General features: G+C 65.9%; 16 protein-coding genes and 3 pseudogenes. 7 read left to right on the forward strand and 12 right to left on the reverse strand.

Annotated features, from left to right (window positions below):
- The first annotated feature begins 49 nt into the window (after nt 1-49).
- The 3 genes and pseudogenes from I0D00_RS10765 to I0D00_RS21505 all read left to right on the forward strand — a co-directional run.
- Nucleotides 50-1,138, forward strand: a complete 1,089-nt coding sequence (locus I0D00_RS10765; protein WP_213639714.1) for a substrate-binding domain-containing protein — start codon at nt 50-52, stop codon at nt 1,136-1,138.
- Nucleotides 1,139-1,362: 224 nt separating this feature from the next.
- Nucleotides 1,363-1,853: pseudogene (locus I0D00_RS10770) on the forward strand (glycine zipper domain-containing protein).
- Nucleotides 1,854-1,954: 101 nt separating this feature from the next.
- A pseudogene (locus I0D00_RS21505) lies at nt 1,955-2,345 on the forward strand (hypothetical protein); the annotation flags it as partial.
- A gap of 59 nt (nt 2,346-2,404) precedes the next feature.
- Here the strand turns inward: I0D00_RS21505 and I0D00_RS10775 are convergent.
- From I0D00_RS10775 to I0D00_RS10790, 4 genes and pseudogenes are all read right to left on the reverse strand, one after another.
- Nucleotides 2,405-3,619, reverse strand: coding sequence for a 1-acyl-sn-glycerol-3-phosphate acyltransferase (locus tag I0D00_RS10775; RefSeq protein WP_213639715.1), 1,215 nt, complete (start codon nt 3,617-3,619; stop codon nt 2,405-2,407).
- Between the two features lie 118 nt (nt 3,620-3,737).
- Nucleotides 3,738-4,325: pseudogene (locus I0D00_RS10780) on the reverse strand (AMP-binding protein); the annotation flags it as partial.
- Entirely contained in the window at nt 4,325-4,579 is a 255-nt protein-coding gene (locus I0D00_RS10785) for a hypothetical protein (RefSeq protein ID WP_213639716.1), read from the reverse strand. The gene I0D00_RS10785 and the pseudogene I0D00_RS10780, both read right to left, overlap by 1 nt.
- Before the next feature lie 82 nt (nt 4,580-4,661).
- On the reverse strand, nt 4,662-5,216 hold the full coding sequence (locus I0D00_RS10790; protein ID WP_213639717.1) for an acyl carrier protein: 555 nt from the start codon (nt 5,214-5,216) through the stop codon (nt 4,662-4,664).
- Between the two features lie 204 nt (nt 5,217-5,420).
- Here I0D00_RS10790 and I0D00_RS21510 point away from each other — a divergent pair, with 204 nt between their 5' ends.
- Entirely contained in the window at nt 5,421-6,170 is a 750-nt protein-coding gene (locus I0D00_RS21510; RefSeq protein ID WP_246533204.1) for an MFS transporter, read from the forward strand.
- Nucleotides 6,089-6,706, forward strand: coding sequence for an MFS transporter (locus I0D00_RS21515; protein WP_338050408.1), 618 nt, complete (start codon nt 6,089-6,091; stop codon nt 6,704-6,706). Before I0D00_RS21510 ends, I0D00_RS21515 begins: the two co-directional genes overlap by 82 nt.
- A 56-nt stretch (nt 6,707-6,762) precedes the next feature.
- Here I0D00_RS21515 and I0D00_RS10800 read toward each other — a convergent pair whose 3' ends face one another.
- The 4 genes from I0D00_RS10800 to I0D00_RS10820 form a co-directional block, all read right to left on the reverse strand.
- Nucleotides 6,763-7,137, reverse strand: coding sequence for a VOC family protein (locus I0D00_RS10800; protein WP_213639718.1), 375 nt, complete (start codon nt 7,135-7,137; stop codon nt 6,763-6,765).
- A 221-nt stretch (nt 7,138-7,358) separates the two neighbouring features.
- Complete coding sequence (locus I0D00_RS10805) at nt 7,359-7,979, reverse strand: class I SAM-dependent methyltransferase (RefSeq protein ID WP_213639719.1); 621 nt, start codon at nt 7,977-7,979, stop codon at nt 7,359-7,361.
- Between the two features lie 471 nt (nt 7,980-8,450).
- On the reverse strand, nt 8,451-8,744 hold the full coding sequence (locus I0D00_RS10815) for a DinB family protein (RefSeq protein WP_213639721.1): 294 nt from the start codon (nt 8,742-8,744) through the stop codon (nt 8,451-8,453).
- Nucleotides 8,745-8,920: 176 nt separating this feature from the next.
- The gene (locus tag I0D00_RS10820) at nt 8,921-9,502 is read right to left on the reverse strand and encodes a hypothetical protein (protein ID WP_213639722.1); all 582 of its coding nucleotides are present in this window, start codon (nt 9,500-9,502) and stop codon (nt 8,921-8,923) included.
- 707 nt (nt 9,503-10,209) lie between these two features.
- Between I0D00_RS10820 and I0D00_RS10825 the strand changes: the two genes are divergently transcribed.
- Nucleotides 10,210-10,485, forward strand: coding sequence for a hypothetical protein (locus I0D00_RS10825; protein WP_213639723.1), 276 nt, complete (start codon nt 10,210-10,212; stop codon nt 10,483-10,485).
- Nucleotides 10,478-10,774: a LasR-specific antiactivator QslA gene (locus I0D00_RS10830; protein WP_213639724.1), complete on the forward strand. Its 297-nt coding sequence runs from the start codon at nt 10,478-10,480 to the stop codon at nt 10,772-10,774. The genes I0D00_RS10825 and I0D00_RS10830 overlap by 8 nt, the downstream gene beginning before the upstream one ends.
- A gap of 127 nt (nt 10,775-10,901) precedes the next feature.
- Here the strand turns inward: I0D00_RS10830 and I0D00_RS10835 are convergent, their stop codons facing one another.
- The 4 genes from I0D00_RS10835 to I0D00_RS10850 form a co-directional block, all read right to left on the reverse strand.
- Nucleotides 10,902-11,312 carry an HPF/RaiA family ribosome-associated protein gene (locus I0D00_RS10835; protein ID WP_213639725.1) on the reverse strand — a complete coding sequence of 137 codons (411 nt, stop codon included), beginning with the start codon at nt 11,310-11,312 and terminating at the stop codon, nt 10,902-10,904.
- A 245-nt stretch (nt 11,313-11,557) separates the two neighbouring features.
- Nucleotides 11,558-11,899 (reverse strand): cupin domain-containing protein, encoded by a 342-nt coding sequence (locus I0D00_RS10840; protein ID WP_213639726.1) that lies wholly within the window; start codon nt 11,897-11,899, stop codon nt 11,558-11,560.
- Nucleotides 11,900-12,079: 180 nt separating this feature from the next.
- Entirely contained in the window at nt 12,080-12,682 is a 603-nt protein-coding gene (locus tag I0D00_RS10845) for a nitroreductase family protein (RefSeq protein WP_213639727.1), read from the reverse strand.
- A 226-nt stretch (nt 12,683-12,908) separates the two neighbouring features.
- A complete protein-coding gene (locus tag I0D00_RS10850) occupies nt 12,909-13,070 on the reverse strand; it encodes a hypothetical protein (RefSeq protein WP_213639728.1) in 162 nt (53 codons plus the stop codon).
- Nucleotides 13,071-13,114 lie beyond the last annotated feature (44 nt).

Below are 13,114 nucleotides of genomic sequence, written 5' to 3' on the forward strand. Positions count from 1 at the left end.
CGCAAAGTACCATGGGCTCCCCCTCGAACAAATATGAAGCCCTGATCATATGATCCGCATCGAAATCCAACCGCGCTGGCGCTTCCACCAGAGCGACGGCAGCAGCCTCGACCCCCAGGGCCTGGCCCTGCTGCAGGCGGTGCACGACACCGGCAAGCTGACCGAGGCCGCCGCCCGGGTCGGCTACTCCTACCGCCACGCCTGGAACCTGCTGGGCAAGTGGCAGGCCTTCTTCGGCAGCCCGCTGATCGAGCTGGAGCGGGGCAAGGGCGCGCGCCTGGCGCCGCTCGGCGAGAAACTGCTGTGGGCCGACCAGCGCATCCGCGCCCGCCTGTCGCCGCAGCTGGACAACCTGGCCGGCGAACTGGAACTGGAACTCAACCGGGTGCTGCAGGCCAGCAACCCCGGGCTGCGCATCTTCGCCAGCCATGGCTTCGCCGTGGCGGCGCTGCGCGAGTGGCTGGAACAGGACCCCAGCTGGCAGTGGGAACTGCAGTTTCGCAGCGGCAGCGAGGCGATGATCGCCCTGCACCGCCGCGACTGCGAGGTGGCCGGCCTGCACGTGCCGGTCGGCCCCCTCGGCGCCCTGAGCCTGAAGCGCATCCAGCCCTGGCTGCGCCCGGACCTGCGGGTGATCACCTTCGTCGAACGCACCCAGGGGTTGATCCTCGCCCCCGGCAACCCAGGCGGCGTGCGGGACCTGGCCGACCTGCTACGCGGCGACCTGCGCTTCGTCAACCGCGAGCAGGGCTCGGGCACGCGCATGCTGCTGGAGAGCCTGTTGCGCCGCGACAACCTGGACAGCGCATTGATCAACGGTTTCCATAACGAAGAGTTCACCCATGCCGCCGTGGCCGCCTACGTCGCCAGCGGCATGGCCGACGCCGGCTTCGGCGTCGAGGCGGCGGCGCGCCAGTTCGGCCTGACCTTCATCCCCATGGCCCGGGAAAACTACTGCCTGCTGTGCCACGAGGACAGCCTCGAGCTGCCGGCCATGGGCGCCCTGCTCAGGGTGCTGCAGAACCCCGAGTTCCAGGGCCGCATCGCCCAGCTGCCCGGCTACACCCTGAGCCGCCCGGGTGCGGTGCTGCCGTTGCCCCAGGCGCTGGAGCAGTGGCGCAAGGAGAGCCCGCTATAACCGCGCGCCGATACCGGCATAACGCCATCGCTCGAGCACAGTCACTCAGCCCTGCCGGGGCGCGACCAAGAAGCCTCAGACCGCCACCGTTCGCCGAAGTTCTCCTCAAAAAACAAATATTTAGCAACTGAGAACAAAGTCATGCAGCTCGTCGGCAGGTGCTTGCGCGCACCTCGCAGCGGCCCGAGGATCGCCGCCATGTCCACACAGAGGCCCTCATCCTCATGAACTACTCCTCGATCCTCCTGTTGTCCCTGAGCCTGGCCAGCGGCACCGTGCTCGCCGGCAGTAGCGAAGCCGGCATCGGCGGCGCCCTGGGCGGGGTATTGGGTGCCGTGGTTGGCCAGCAGGTCGGCGGCAATACCGGCGCGGCCATCGGTGCCGGGGTCGGCGGTGCGGCCGGCAGCGCGGTCGGCGCCGAACCGCCGCAGCACACCGGGCGGTATCCGGCGGCGCCCCTGGGCGGCGCCGGCAGCATCATCGGCCAGCAGGTCGGCGGCACCACCGGCGGCCTGATCGGCGCCGCGATCGGCAGCGGCGGCGGCGGTGCCCTGGGCAACTACTACGGCAACCCAGCCGCTACGACGACGATCGTCGTCATTACCACGACGACCGCCGCTACTATCGCGACGACCGCCATGGCCACCGCCACTACCGCAAACATGGCAAGCGCCATGGCTGGCACCGCGGCCACGGCCATGACCACGACGATTGATCCGGCGAGGCCGCGCCCGGTCCCGCTCCCCATTACCCTCTTGAGAACGATCTAATGCGCACACTCCTTTCCGCGCTGGCCTTCAGCGCCCTGGCGGCAACGCCTTCGCCGGCGACAGCAACAGGTCGCCATCGGCAGCGGCATCGGCGGCGGCGCCCTCCCGGCAGCGTCATCAGCCCAGCAGGTCGGCGGCAGCACCAGCGCCGCCGTCGGCGCCGCCTCGGCTGGCGCGGCCGGCGGCGTGATCCCGCGACGGCAACAAGACCGAGGCGGCCCTGGGCGGCGGCCTGGGTGCCGCCGGCGGCTCAGTGATCGGCGGCAAGCTCGGCGGCAGCACCCGGCTCGACCATCGGTGCCGGCCTGGGTGGCGCCGCCGGCGCCTGGGCAGCGGATAGTAACGGCAGCCGTCGCGACGACGGCGGTCATTACCACGGCGACAACGGCCATCACTACGGCCACAAGAAACACAAGCACAAACACAAGCACCACTGAGTGCCCGCCCCTGCCGAAAGCCCGCCCAGCGCGGGCTTTCGCGCTTCTGCGCGCCCGCCTCAGCCGGCCAGGCGCAGCCGATCAGGCTCATCCAGGCGCCGCAACAGCGGCGCCCGCGCCTTGTGCGCAGCAGTCGCATCCAGCCACTCCCGGGCCCGTCGGCCAGCAACTGGCCACAGAGTTCCACCCGTACGGCGCCGCGATGGGGGAACCACTGACCGTCGCGCAGCACCATGCGCGCGTGCGCCGAGGGCCACCGGCAGCAACGGCACGTCGGCGCGCGCGGCCAGGACGAAGGCGCCCATGCGGAACGCCTGCAGGCCCGGCTCGCGGCTCAGGGTGCCCTCGGGGAAGAACACCAGCGACTGCCCGCTCTCCAGCGCCGCGCCCAGGGCCTCGGCATCGGCGGCGCTGCGCTGCGGGTCGAAGCGCTCGACGAAGCAGGTGCCGAGCCGGCGCAGGAAGCGTCCGGCGATGAACTGCCCGGCCAGTTCGCGCTTGGCGACGAAGGCGAAACCCGGTGGCAGCACGGCACACAGCACCAGGCCGTCCAGGTAGCTGGCGTGGTTGGCGACCAGCACCCGCACCTCCGGCAGGCGCAACTGGCCCAGGCCGCTGACCTGCAGCGGCACCCCGACCAGGTGCAGGAAGAGCCGGGCCGAGCGGCGCACCAGCCGCCGACACCAGCTGCGCTTCGGCAACAGCGCCACCGCCAGCCAGGTCAGGCTGGCGAAGCCCAGCAGCAGCGCCCAGAGTAGCCGGCGTAGCACAGGACGGCAGAACGCCGCGCCAGGCGCCCGGCCTGGGCGCACGACGCCAACGGGCGCAGCAGCTGGCGCCACCGCGCGGCGCGGCACCCACCTCGCCGCGCTCGTACAGCTCGCGGCTGGCGGCGCGGCGGATCTTGCCGCTGGAGAGGTCTTCAGCACGCTGTGCGGCGGCGCCAGGACGATGTCGTCCGGCGGCACCCCGGTGAGGTCCAGGGCCACCCGGTTGATCGCCTGGCGCAGGCCGCGCCGCGCGTCGGCATCCTGCTCGCAGGTCTCGGCCAGCACCACCAGGCGCTCGCTGCCACCGGCCGCGTCGCCGCTGCCGAACACCGCCACACAGCCCTTGCGCAGGCCCTGCAGGTTGCCCACGGCGGTTTCCACGTCGTAGGGATAGATGTTGCGCCCGCCGCGGATGATCAGGTCCTTGGCGCGGCCGCTGAGGTACAGCTCGCCGGCGGCCATGTAGCCCAGGTCGAGGGAGTCGAGCCAGGCGCCATGGCGCACCCGCCTCTCCTGCGGGTTGCCGAAGTAGCCGGCGGTGGTCGACGGCGCCAGACTGCACGCGGCCCTCGGTGCGCTCGGGCAGCTCCACCCCCTGGGCATCGACCACCCGCAGCTGATGCGGCATGGCCGGCGCAACAGACGAAGCGCAAAGGCGTCCACCGCCCGGCGCGACCGGCTCGGCGCGGCCGCTGGCCTGGAAGGGCTCGCGCCGCACCCAGTCGACCTGCGGGCCACGGCCCAGCGGCGGGAAGGCCACGCCCAGGGTGCCCTCGGCCAGGCCGTACACCGGGGTCAGCGCCGTCGGCGCCAGGCCATAGGCGGCGAAGCGCTCGGCGAAGCGCTCCAGGGTGTCCGGGTTGACCGGCTCGGCGCCATTGAGGATCAGGCGCCAGCGGCTCAGGTCGAGCCCTTCCAGGTCCGCCGCATCGAGCTTGCTCAAGCACAGCTCGTAGGCGAAGTTCGGCGCCGCCGACAGGGTGCCGCGGTACTGGTGGATCGCCCGCAGCCAGCGGGCCGGGCGGGCGAGGAAGGCCAGCGGCGACATCAGCACCAGCTCGAAGCCGTAGTACAGGCTGCCGAACCAGGCGCCGATCAGGCCCATGTCGTGGTACATCGGCAGCCAGCTGACGAACACGTCCTCGGCGTCCACCCGCAGCGCCGTGCCCATGGCCCGCAGGTTGGCCAGCAGGTTGGCATGGCTGACCATCACCCCCTTGGGCTGCCCGGTGCTGCCGGAGGTGCCTGCAGGAAGGCCAGGTCGCCGGCCGCAACGGCTGCAGGCCGGCGCCAGCCTGCCAGCTCGGCGACGCCGAGGATCTCCCTCAGGCTCGAGCACCTGCGGCCCGAGCAGGCGGGCGAGCAAGCAGCCTCGCTGACGGTGATCAGCATGCTCGCCCCCGGCATTGCGCCGAGGATGGCGGCCTGGCGACGCAGGTGGTCCTCGATCTGCGACAGGCGCATGGGCGGGCCGGATCGGCACCGGCACGCCGCCGGCCAGGAGGATGCCGAAAGCCGAAGAGGAAGTCGCGGCCGGTCGGCAGCATCAGCGCCACCCGCTGCCCGGCCTCCAGGCCGCGCTGCGCTGCACCAGGCCGGCGGCGACGGCCGTGGCGCCCTGCTGCGGCGCCAGGTGGCTGATCGCCTCGACCGCATCGCCGTCGCCCAGCAGGCGCACGTGGCAGCGCTGCGGGTGCTGGCGCACGTGCCAGTCGAGCACCTCCATCAGGGTCTCTGCGCCGCTCGGGTGTGCAGGTCCTCGTCGAGGGTGACCCGCGTGGGCTCGGCGAGCCGCGTTCGGCCGCCGCCCCGTCGGCCTGGGCGCGCAGAACTCGAGCAGGTCATGGGGGGTGTCGGCGGTGGCGAACAGCGCCTCGGGCAGGCGCACGCCGAACTCGCGCTCGATGCGCGACCAGAGTTCGACGCGGGCCAGGCTGTCCAGGCCCAGGTCGCGGTCGAGGACGCTGTGCAGGCCGATGGGGGCGCCCTCTGCGGCATGCGGGCGCAGCTCCAGCACGGTTTGCCGGACGATCCCCAGGAGCTTCTCCGCAGCCCCCGGGGCGTCGGTGTCGACGGATGTTGCATGAGGCAGGCGACTCATCGGCGACCCCTCATTCACTGGGCCGTCGTTGGCGACGGCCCACGCCTAAGCACCATAACCCTTTGCCGGCGGCGGCGATAATAACCCTCCCCCATAACAGGCCCGCGGTTATAGCCGGGGGTGCTCTCGCCGAGCCCGCCAGCCGGGACTAGGCTTGCCGGAACGACCGCTGCCCGTGCCAGCGCCACCCATGGAGAACCTGCCATGCCTGCCAGCCTCGCCCGCGGCGTGACCCGCCGCGAAGCCTGGGCCTGGGCGATGTACGACTTCGCCAACTCCGGCTACACCACGGTGGTGATCACCGCGGTGTTCAGCGCCTACTTCGTCGCCGAAGTGGCCGGCGGGGCCGCCTGGGCCACCCTGGCCTGGACCAGCGCCCTGTCGCTGTCCTACCTCCTGGTGATAGTCGCCGCCCCGCTGCTGGGGGCCTATGCCGACGCCTTCGCCTGCAAGAAACGCCTGCTGCTGCTGAGCACCCTGGGCTGCGTCGCCGCCACCGCCGGCCTGGCCCTGGCCGGCCCGGGCGCCCTGGCCCTGGCCGTGCTGTTCATCGTGCTGTCGAACTTCTGCTTCGGCTGCGGCGAGAACCTGATCGCCGCCTTCCTCCCGGAGATCGCCCGCGAGGACGCCATCGGCCGGGTCTCCGGCTGGGGCTGGGGGCTGGGCTATCTCGGCGGCCTGGTCAGTCTCGGCGCCAGTCTCGGCTATGTCGCCTGGGCCCAGGCCCAGGGCCAGGTGGCGGCGCAGTTCGTGCCGCTGTGCATGCTGATCACCGCGGCGCTGTTCGCCCTGGCCAGCCTGCCGACCTTCCTGTTCCTGGGCGAGCGCGCCCGGCCGCAGTTGCCCAGCCCGGCGCCCGACACAACGCGGCGGTGGCCTGGCGGCGCCTCGCCCGCACCCTGGGCGAGGCCGGGCGCTACCGCGACCTGCTGCGCTTTCTCGCCTGCACCCTGAGCTACCAGGCCGGCATCGCCGCGGTGATCACCCTGGCGGCGATCTATGCCGACCAGGCGATGGGCTTCTCCACCCAGGACACCCTGCTGCTGATCCTGCTGGTCAACATCACCGCCTCCCTCGGCGCCGTGCTGTTCGGCTACCTGCAGGACCGCCTCGGCCACCGCGCCACCCTCGGCCTGACCCTGCTCGGCTGGCTGCTGATGGTCGGCCTGGCCTGGGCCGCCGAGGGCCCGCCGCTGTTCTGGCTGGCGGCCAATATCGCCGGCCTGTGCATGGGCGCCAGCCAGTCGGCCGGACGCGCCATCGTCGGCCTGCTGGCGCCGCCGACGCGCCTGGCGGAGTTCTTCGGCCTGTGGGGCCAGGCGGTGAAGCTGTCGTCGATCCTCGGCCCCATGACCTACGGCCTGACCAACTGGCTGTCCGGCGGCGACCACCGCCTGGCGATCCTGATCACCGGCGGCTACTTCGTCATCGGCCTGCTGATCCTCGCCAGCGTCGACCTCAAGCGCGGCCGCCGCGCCGCCCTGGCCTAGCTGCCGACCGGCAACTGAGCGGCGCCGGGTACGCCGGGACGGGATACCGGACGGGCTCACGACCAGGACGCGGAGTCCTTGCAGACCAGGTGGATGATGGCTGCCGGGCTCGATATCCAGAAGGCCTGCATGCCCTGGGGCAGCGGCTCGATCTCATCGCAGCGTACTACGCCCGCGGCTTCGAGATGCGCCGAAGCCGCTTCGATGTCATCCGTGATCACCTCGAGCCAGGTCTCGGCCTGGCTCAGCCCAGCAACGCGATCGAGCCAGAGATTGTTGGCGCCGAAGTGAAAACCTACGGCGGGTGCGTGCTCCGAAATCTCCCTGAGCCCGAGGACCTCGCGATAGAACTGCACCGTCGCGTCGTACTGGTGCGGCGGGATCTTCATCGCGATATTGCGGCCAGCCGTGAACTTCACCTTCTTGTCCATGTGAATTGCTCCTTATGTCTAACGATTTAGCCGGTTCAGGCAGCGAGGCCCCTTGGCAAATGTCAGCTTGACCCTCGACTTGCAGGCTGAGCCCGTGCAGATGATCCCGGCGAGGGCCCAAACGCCCCCCAGACGGGTTGCCGGGCGTGGACCCTTTACACACCCAGTGAGAGGGCGGCTTGACCGGCCCGACGATCAGTACCTCGTCACGAGCCCCTCGATCATGTGCACTTCCTGGCAACGATAAAAACCGACCCCTTACCAGGCAGCCATTCGTACTCAATGCTAAAACCGGCAGCGACCAGCTTAGACACAAGCGCCTGCTTGCCAAGACGATTGACGTAAGGCGCGAACCCGACGAGCTGCATGGTGGAAATCAACAGGCGCCAGAAGACATTGATCTCACCCACCAACGCAGTGCTGGACACGAAGAGGCCCCCAGGCTTCAACAAGCCATGCACTCTTGAGAGTGCCGCATCGACATCATCAAGAAGGTGCAACACATTGAGCCCCAGAACGGCATCGAAGCTTTGCGCTGCAAGTTCGAGGCTGTCCAGGGTACCCTGCTGGAAGCTGACATTCTCAACACCTGCAGCCATTGCCTTTCGTGCCGCGATATCCAGCATCTTGCTGGATATATCGGTAGCGACAATACGCTCGACGTAGGGCGCATGGACAATTGCCGTACTGCCAGTACCGCAACCGAACTCCAACACGGACCAGTCCGGCCGGAAATAGCCCTGCGTAATCGCCAGCTTCTTTTGGTAGTTCGCCTCGTCTCTAACCGGACTCCTGGCATAACGAGGCGCACGCTTATCCCAAAACTCTTTCGCCCCCTTCAATTAGCAACCTCCATATTACTATCACCTATTCCCTGACTGCCGCCCTCGATCAACGCAAGGCATCGCCATTGTAGTGATCTACTGATCCCGGTGATCCCGGTGATCCTTTGAACGCTTGCCCCCCGCTACGCGAACTACAGAGTGGCCAGGGCCTACTGCCCACAACGGGCCGGATATACGAATGCAACCACACTGACGACAGGCTTGAAAAGCGATTCCTCACTGCTTGTGGGGAGCGTCCATATACCACTTGTTAGGTGCTGGCTCACCGAGCCTCCTCTCTTCTAAAAGGCTCTATCTCATGCAGATATCGAGTGAATGTGTCTTTTGGACGCTCAAGGCCATTTGATGCCAATGTACGCGAAGCCATACCTCTGTGATTACTGCCGTGAGTTAATAGGTGAATCATTGCCTCCTCTACTGATAGTTTTCCATAGTCGCCGTCAGTAAATTTGAAAGAGATGATTTTGGTCAATATTTCAGGGGCGGCTGTGGCGGAGAAATGAACAAGCCACGAATCATTTTTTCAATTCTTTCTTTTAATTCTGAGTACGTTGGTGTTTCTAGAGTGTTGTCAGCAGAGTAAATCTCAGGAGTCCCTGACATTCGGCTGATAAATAAACTGTCAACCACTGTGGTGTGGTTGAGGACTCTAATAAAGAAGACAGCATCGCTCTCCGGGAGCAAGTGTAGCTGGCGTTCTCCGAGATCCAGCAGTTCAGAGTTTGCCCATTTTTTATACTGAAATGCCTTTGCAAACTGCAATTTAGAAATCTCCATTTTCTGTTGAAGGCAGTGCTTTCTCGCTCCAGCACCTAACGTTTGGTTAAGGGGCGGGCTTTAGCCCGTCCCAGCGAGCGAAACGAGTGATTTGAACCAGTTGTTAGAGCGGTTGACAGGCATAATTATTGTTTGAGTTTTGTTGGGTTGAAGTTTTGAAGCTATTGTTCTATTTCTTTTCGTGCCTCAGGGTTTAAGGACAGCTTGACAAGCTCTAGGCTGCTAAGCCCTGAGTTGCTGAGACCAATGTCTTCTCGTATAGCTGAGTACAGGGAGTTAACTGCGCGAAATAATTTCTTTGTGTCGCCACTACCGGAAACACTTTCAAAATATATTTGTGCTTTTATGACCTTTGGTGAACCCCAAAGCAAGAGGTCTGATTTGAATTTGAATGCAAAATGTACCAATTCTTGCGGATCAACCTCTTTTAGTGAGAGGTTTTTATTCGATGCCCCCATCATTCGGCTGATGATATCGATGAATCCTTGATATATTTCGATTTTTCTAAGCCTATGAGCTTCATCGGCAGAGCGCTTGCGCTCATGAGATTGGCTTATTAAAACGGCTGATATACCGACCAGTATTGTGGCCATGGCACCAATGATGGCAGCTGTTATCTCTGGACTGGCGGCTGTAAGTGCGCTTAAAAATTCTTTAATAAGAACCCATGAGCCATATCCAATTGCACCAATTACAGTAATCCCTATAAGTAATTGTAATAATTTCAGTATTTTTGATTTCATGGGCTCTAGCTCTAACTAAAATTAGACACCAAATGGTGCGTTTAAACGCACCATTTGGTGGATAACATTCCCCGCCGTCGCCAGAACAACCTCTCTATCTTGAGGCTTTCGGCTTGTGGCAGGGGCCGATGGGGGGTTATGCCCCAAGGGGGCGCATCGGTAACCCTGGGCAAGCGTTGGCATGCCATTTTTGCATCGGCGGATGGCTCCGTTGAAAACGGTCTATGCAAACAGGGGAAAGATAACCGGCGTCCTGCCCGCGGGGTGCGTCATTGCGTGGGTTGAAGCTACCCGAATAGGGAAAGTCGCCACAAGTTGTTGTGGAGAAACTCTCTCCTTGCTTCGGGCTTGCCCTGCCCATGGCGCCGGGCTAGAGTGCGCCGGTCACGGTCAACCCCGTGGCCGGGTGTGGTAACCCGTATATGTCTGAGGCGCGACAGCGCCATAGCCGAGAGCAGGCGCTTTTTTGTGCCTGCTGTTTTCTCGCGTAGTTATGGCGGGCCGTGCAAGGCAGGCTTCGGCCTGGCCGGTTCCCTCGGACGCCGGTTTACCACCCTTGTACGGTCCGCCTCCATTCGTGTGGTAACGGATGGTTGCGGCTCCTTAATCAGTTCGAGGAGCATAAGGAATGCGCTATCCACCTTTTACCCAAGGGCTCCACCTTGGGCTGTTCGTCTTGTCGTTCGCCTCCGGCCTGGAGGTGCGTCATGGCTAGATTCAACGCCGTTGTCGTTCCCTTCCCCAAACGCTGCGCACCACTCGATCACTTCGATGGCCAGGGCTGCCACTTCCAGGCGGCGGCCGAGTTGCGGGTGGCGATGCTGCATAGGCTGTTCGCCATCCTGGCGCGCATGGAGGCGCCCAGCCCCGGCGCGAGGCCGCTGCATGAGGCCTGCGGCAGCGCCCGCGCGCTGCTGAACGAGGTGCGGGTGCTGTACCGCCGTGCGTTGGCCCAGGCCCACGGGAGGGCTGGCGATGAATAGACCCTGCACCAGCCACCTGCCGACCCACGACGGCCATCGCGGCGCGATCATCAAGTGGCCGGTGAACTGCCACGCGGCCTTCGAGCGGGGCGTGGCCAGCGCCCAGGCCTGGTTGAGCAACGACGACAGCGGCTGGCTGTGGGCCAACCTGATCATCGAGCGCGACGCGCTGCCCCCTGGGGCGCAGCGCCGGGCGTTCGAGATCGGCTTCCTCAGCCGGGTGCACCAGCGCCTGTGTTCGCCGTTCGGCGGCAATCACCAGGCGAGGAAGACCTGCCTGCAGCTGTAGGCCGGCAGTCGACCTCGCCACAGGCAGCCATCTGCACGGCCCATGGCTCGCTGAGGCTTCGCCACTAAAAAGGGGCACCCACGCCTGCGTGGGTGCCCCTCGGGTCAGTCGGTTGGGTGGTACGGCCTTATGCCCGTTCCAGTTCTTCCTGCTTGGCCAGGAATTCTTCCTCCAGCAGCGCGTCGCTGGGCGCTTCGCGGGGGCTTTCCAGGCGTCCGTTGGCCGTGGCCTTGGCTTCGAGCTTGCCCATCAGGTGCTCGAGGGCGTGGCGCATTTTTTCCGTGGCGCCGTCCACCGCCTGTTCCAGGTCCTGGGCCTTGTGGCTCACGGAGATGGCCTGCAGCCCCTTGGGCCGGGCCTCGATCTGGCAGCGCTTGTCGTCGGGGCCGGATTTGTGGGCGTTCTCGTCGCTGACATGCACTTCTATGCGGGTGAGCAGATCGGCGTAGCGCTGCAGCCTTTCGGTCAGGGTCGCACTGACCCAGTTCTGCAGCCGGGCGTTGCCGTCGATCTGATGGATGTTCACTTGTATGTGCATAGGGCTTCCTCGTTCTGACGTTGCTGTTCTTGCGAGGTGTGGCGGTTCTCGGGGTTCCAGTCGACTGCATGCCCTCCTGTCACGGCGCCGGCTGCACGGGGAATGCAGCGCACGGCTCTCGCCAGATGCAATCGGTGAACGGTTCCGACGCCTCCATGATTACCAGAAGCGCGGCGGACATGCCAGCGCCGAGGGCGGTCGCGCGGTATTCCGCGCGCCGGCCGCCCTGGCCACTGGCACGCAGATCAGGCGAAGACGAAGTACTTGCGCACGGTCTCGACCACTTCCCAGGTGCCGGTCATGCCGGGCTCGACGACGAAGATGTCGCCGGCCTTGAGGTGGATCGGCTCCTGGCCGTCGGGGGTGATGATGCAATAGCCTTCCTGGAAGTGGCAGTACTCCCACTTGTCGTAGGCGACCCGCCACTTGCCGGGGGTGCAGATCCAGGTGCCCATGATCTTCTTGCCGTCTTCCGAGGTGTAGGCGTTGAGGTTGACGGTGTGCGGGTCGCCGGCGATGCGCTCCCACTTGCAGGCGTCGAGGACCGGAACCGGGGTGGTATCGCGAAGAACGGTGATAGGTTGCATGTCTGCTCCAAGGTGGTCGGGCTGAAATAGCACCCGGCTAAGCTAGCGCCGCGGCGCCGGTCGCGAATGTCTGTTCTCGACGCCCAACTGCCTGGAAGCGCGCTGGGCGATGCCCGCACCGGGCCGCACAACGCAAAAGGGCGCGCCCGCGGCACGCCCTTGGCGCTTTCAGCCCCTGGCTCAGAAGCGGTCGCGGATCACCAGCTCGTCGAACGGCAGCTTGCCGACACGCGGCTTGGGCTCGACGGCACGCTTGCCCACCGCGACCATCAGGCCGATGAGGTGGTTGTCCGGCAGGTTGATCAGCCTGGCCACGGCGTCGAAGTCGAAGCCGTCCATCGGGCAGGAGTCCAGGCCCTTGCCGCGGGCGGCGAGCATCAGGGTCTGGGCCTTGAGGCCGCAGCTGCGCATGGTCTCGTCGCGCTGCACCTGGGGCTTGTCGCGGTAGTAGGCGTCGATGGCGCCGGCCATGTAGTCCTGCACCTCCTGCGGCGCGCCCTGCCAGACGCGGCCGGCGTTCTTCTCCCAGCTGTCGAGCTGGGCGCACACCACCACCAGCATCGCCGCGTCGGTGACCTGGGCCTGGCCCCAGGCCTGCTCGCGGATCTGCTCGCGCAGCGCCGGGTCGCTGACTTCGACGAAGCGCACGTGCTGCAGGTTGAAGGCCGTCGGCGCCAGCAGGGCCAGCTGCAGCAGTTCGTCCTTCTCCTCGCGGCTGAGGCGGAAGTCCGGGTCATAGACCTTGACGGCGCGGCGGCTACGGATGGCGTCTTCGATATGCATGGTCACTCCAGTTGCGGGTTGCCTAGTGAGAGGCCGCCCATGCTAGGCACCGGCTCGGGACAACGCCATGCGCCTTGGCCGATGAAGGTTATCGAGCGCATCGATGCCGCCCTAGCCGGGCCGGGCTCGCTGATAGGCGGCGATTGGCCTCTGCTCCAGGCCGCGCTGGCGCCCTGGTGCGAGCGCGGCGCGGCAGTCTGGATGGGTTCAGGTCTCCGCTAGACGCCTAGGCGGCGAGGTCTTCGCTGATCAGCATGCCGTGCATCACCACCCAGCTCTTGCGCCCCTTGCGCAGCGCCAGAGGGCTGCGCCCGGCGATGATCCAGCCGTTGCCGAGCAGTTGATCGATATAGGCGCGCAGCGCCGGCAGTTTGCGTTGCTCTTTCATGGTCGAGTCCTTTCTTCCATTGACGATCGGGTAGGCGAGTAGAG

The sequence above is a fragment of the Pseudomonas lalucatii genome (genome assembly GCF_018398425.1).
GTDB lineage: Bacteria > Pseudomonadota > Gammaproteobacteria > Pseudomonadales > Pseudomonadaceae > Aquipseudomonas > Aquipseudomonas lalucatii.

Excerpts from the sequence above, each read along its gene's own strand:
- I0D00_RS10765 (WP_213639714.1), top strand. The coding sequence starts at position 50 with ATGATCCGCATCGAAATCCAACCGCGCTGGCGCTTCCACCAGAGCGAC.
- I0D00_RS10785 (WP_213639716.1), bottom strand. The coding sequence starts at position 4,579 with ATGCGCCTGTCGCAGATCGAGGACCACCTGCGTCGCCAGGCCGCCATC.
- I0D00_RS10790 (WP_213639717.1), bottom strand. The coding sequence starts at position 5,216 with ATGAGTCGCCTGCCTCATGCAACATCCGTCGACACCGACGCCCCGGGG.
- I0D00_RS21510 (WP_246533204.1), top strand. The coding sequence starts at position 5,421 with ATGCCTGCCAGCCTCGCCCGCGGCGTGACCCGCCGCGAAGCCTGGGCC.
- I0D00_RS10800 (WP_213639718.1), bottom strand. The coding sequence starts at position 7,137 with ATGGACAAGAAGGTGAAGTTCACGGCTGGCCGCAATATCGCGATGAAG.
- I0D00_RS10820 (WP_213639722.1), bottom strand. The coding sequence starts at position 9,502 with ATGAAATCAAAAATACTGAAATTATTACAATTACTTATAGGGATTACT.
- I0D00_RS10825 (WP_213639723.1), top strand. The coding sequence starts at position 10,210 with ATGGCTAGATTCAACGCCGTTGTCGTTCCCTTCCCCAAACGCTGCGCA.
- I0D00_RS10830 (WP_213639724.1), top strand. The coding sequence starts at position 10,478 with ATGAATAGACCCTGCACCAGCCACCTGCCGACCCACGACGGCCATCGC.
- I0D00_RS10835 (WP_213639725.1), bottom strand. The coding sequence starts at position 11,312 with ATGCACATACAAGTGAACATCCATCAGATCGACGGCAACGCCCGGCTG.
- I0D00_RS10840 (WP_213639726.1), bottom strand. The coding sequence starts at position 11,899 with ATGCAACCTATCACCGTTCTTCGCGATACCACCCCGGTTCCGGTCCTC.
- I0D00_RS10845 (WP_213639727.1), bottom strand. The coding sequence starts at position 12,682 with ATGCATATCGAAGACGCCATCCGTAGCCGCCGCGCCGTCAAGGTCTAT.
- I0D00_RS10850 (WP_213639728.1), bottom strand. The coding sequence starts at position 13,070 with ATGAAAGAGCAACGCAAACTGCCGGCGCTGCGCGCCTATATCGATCAA.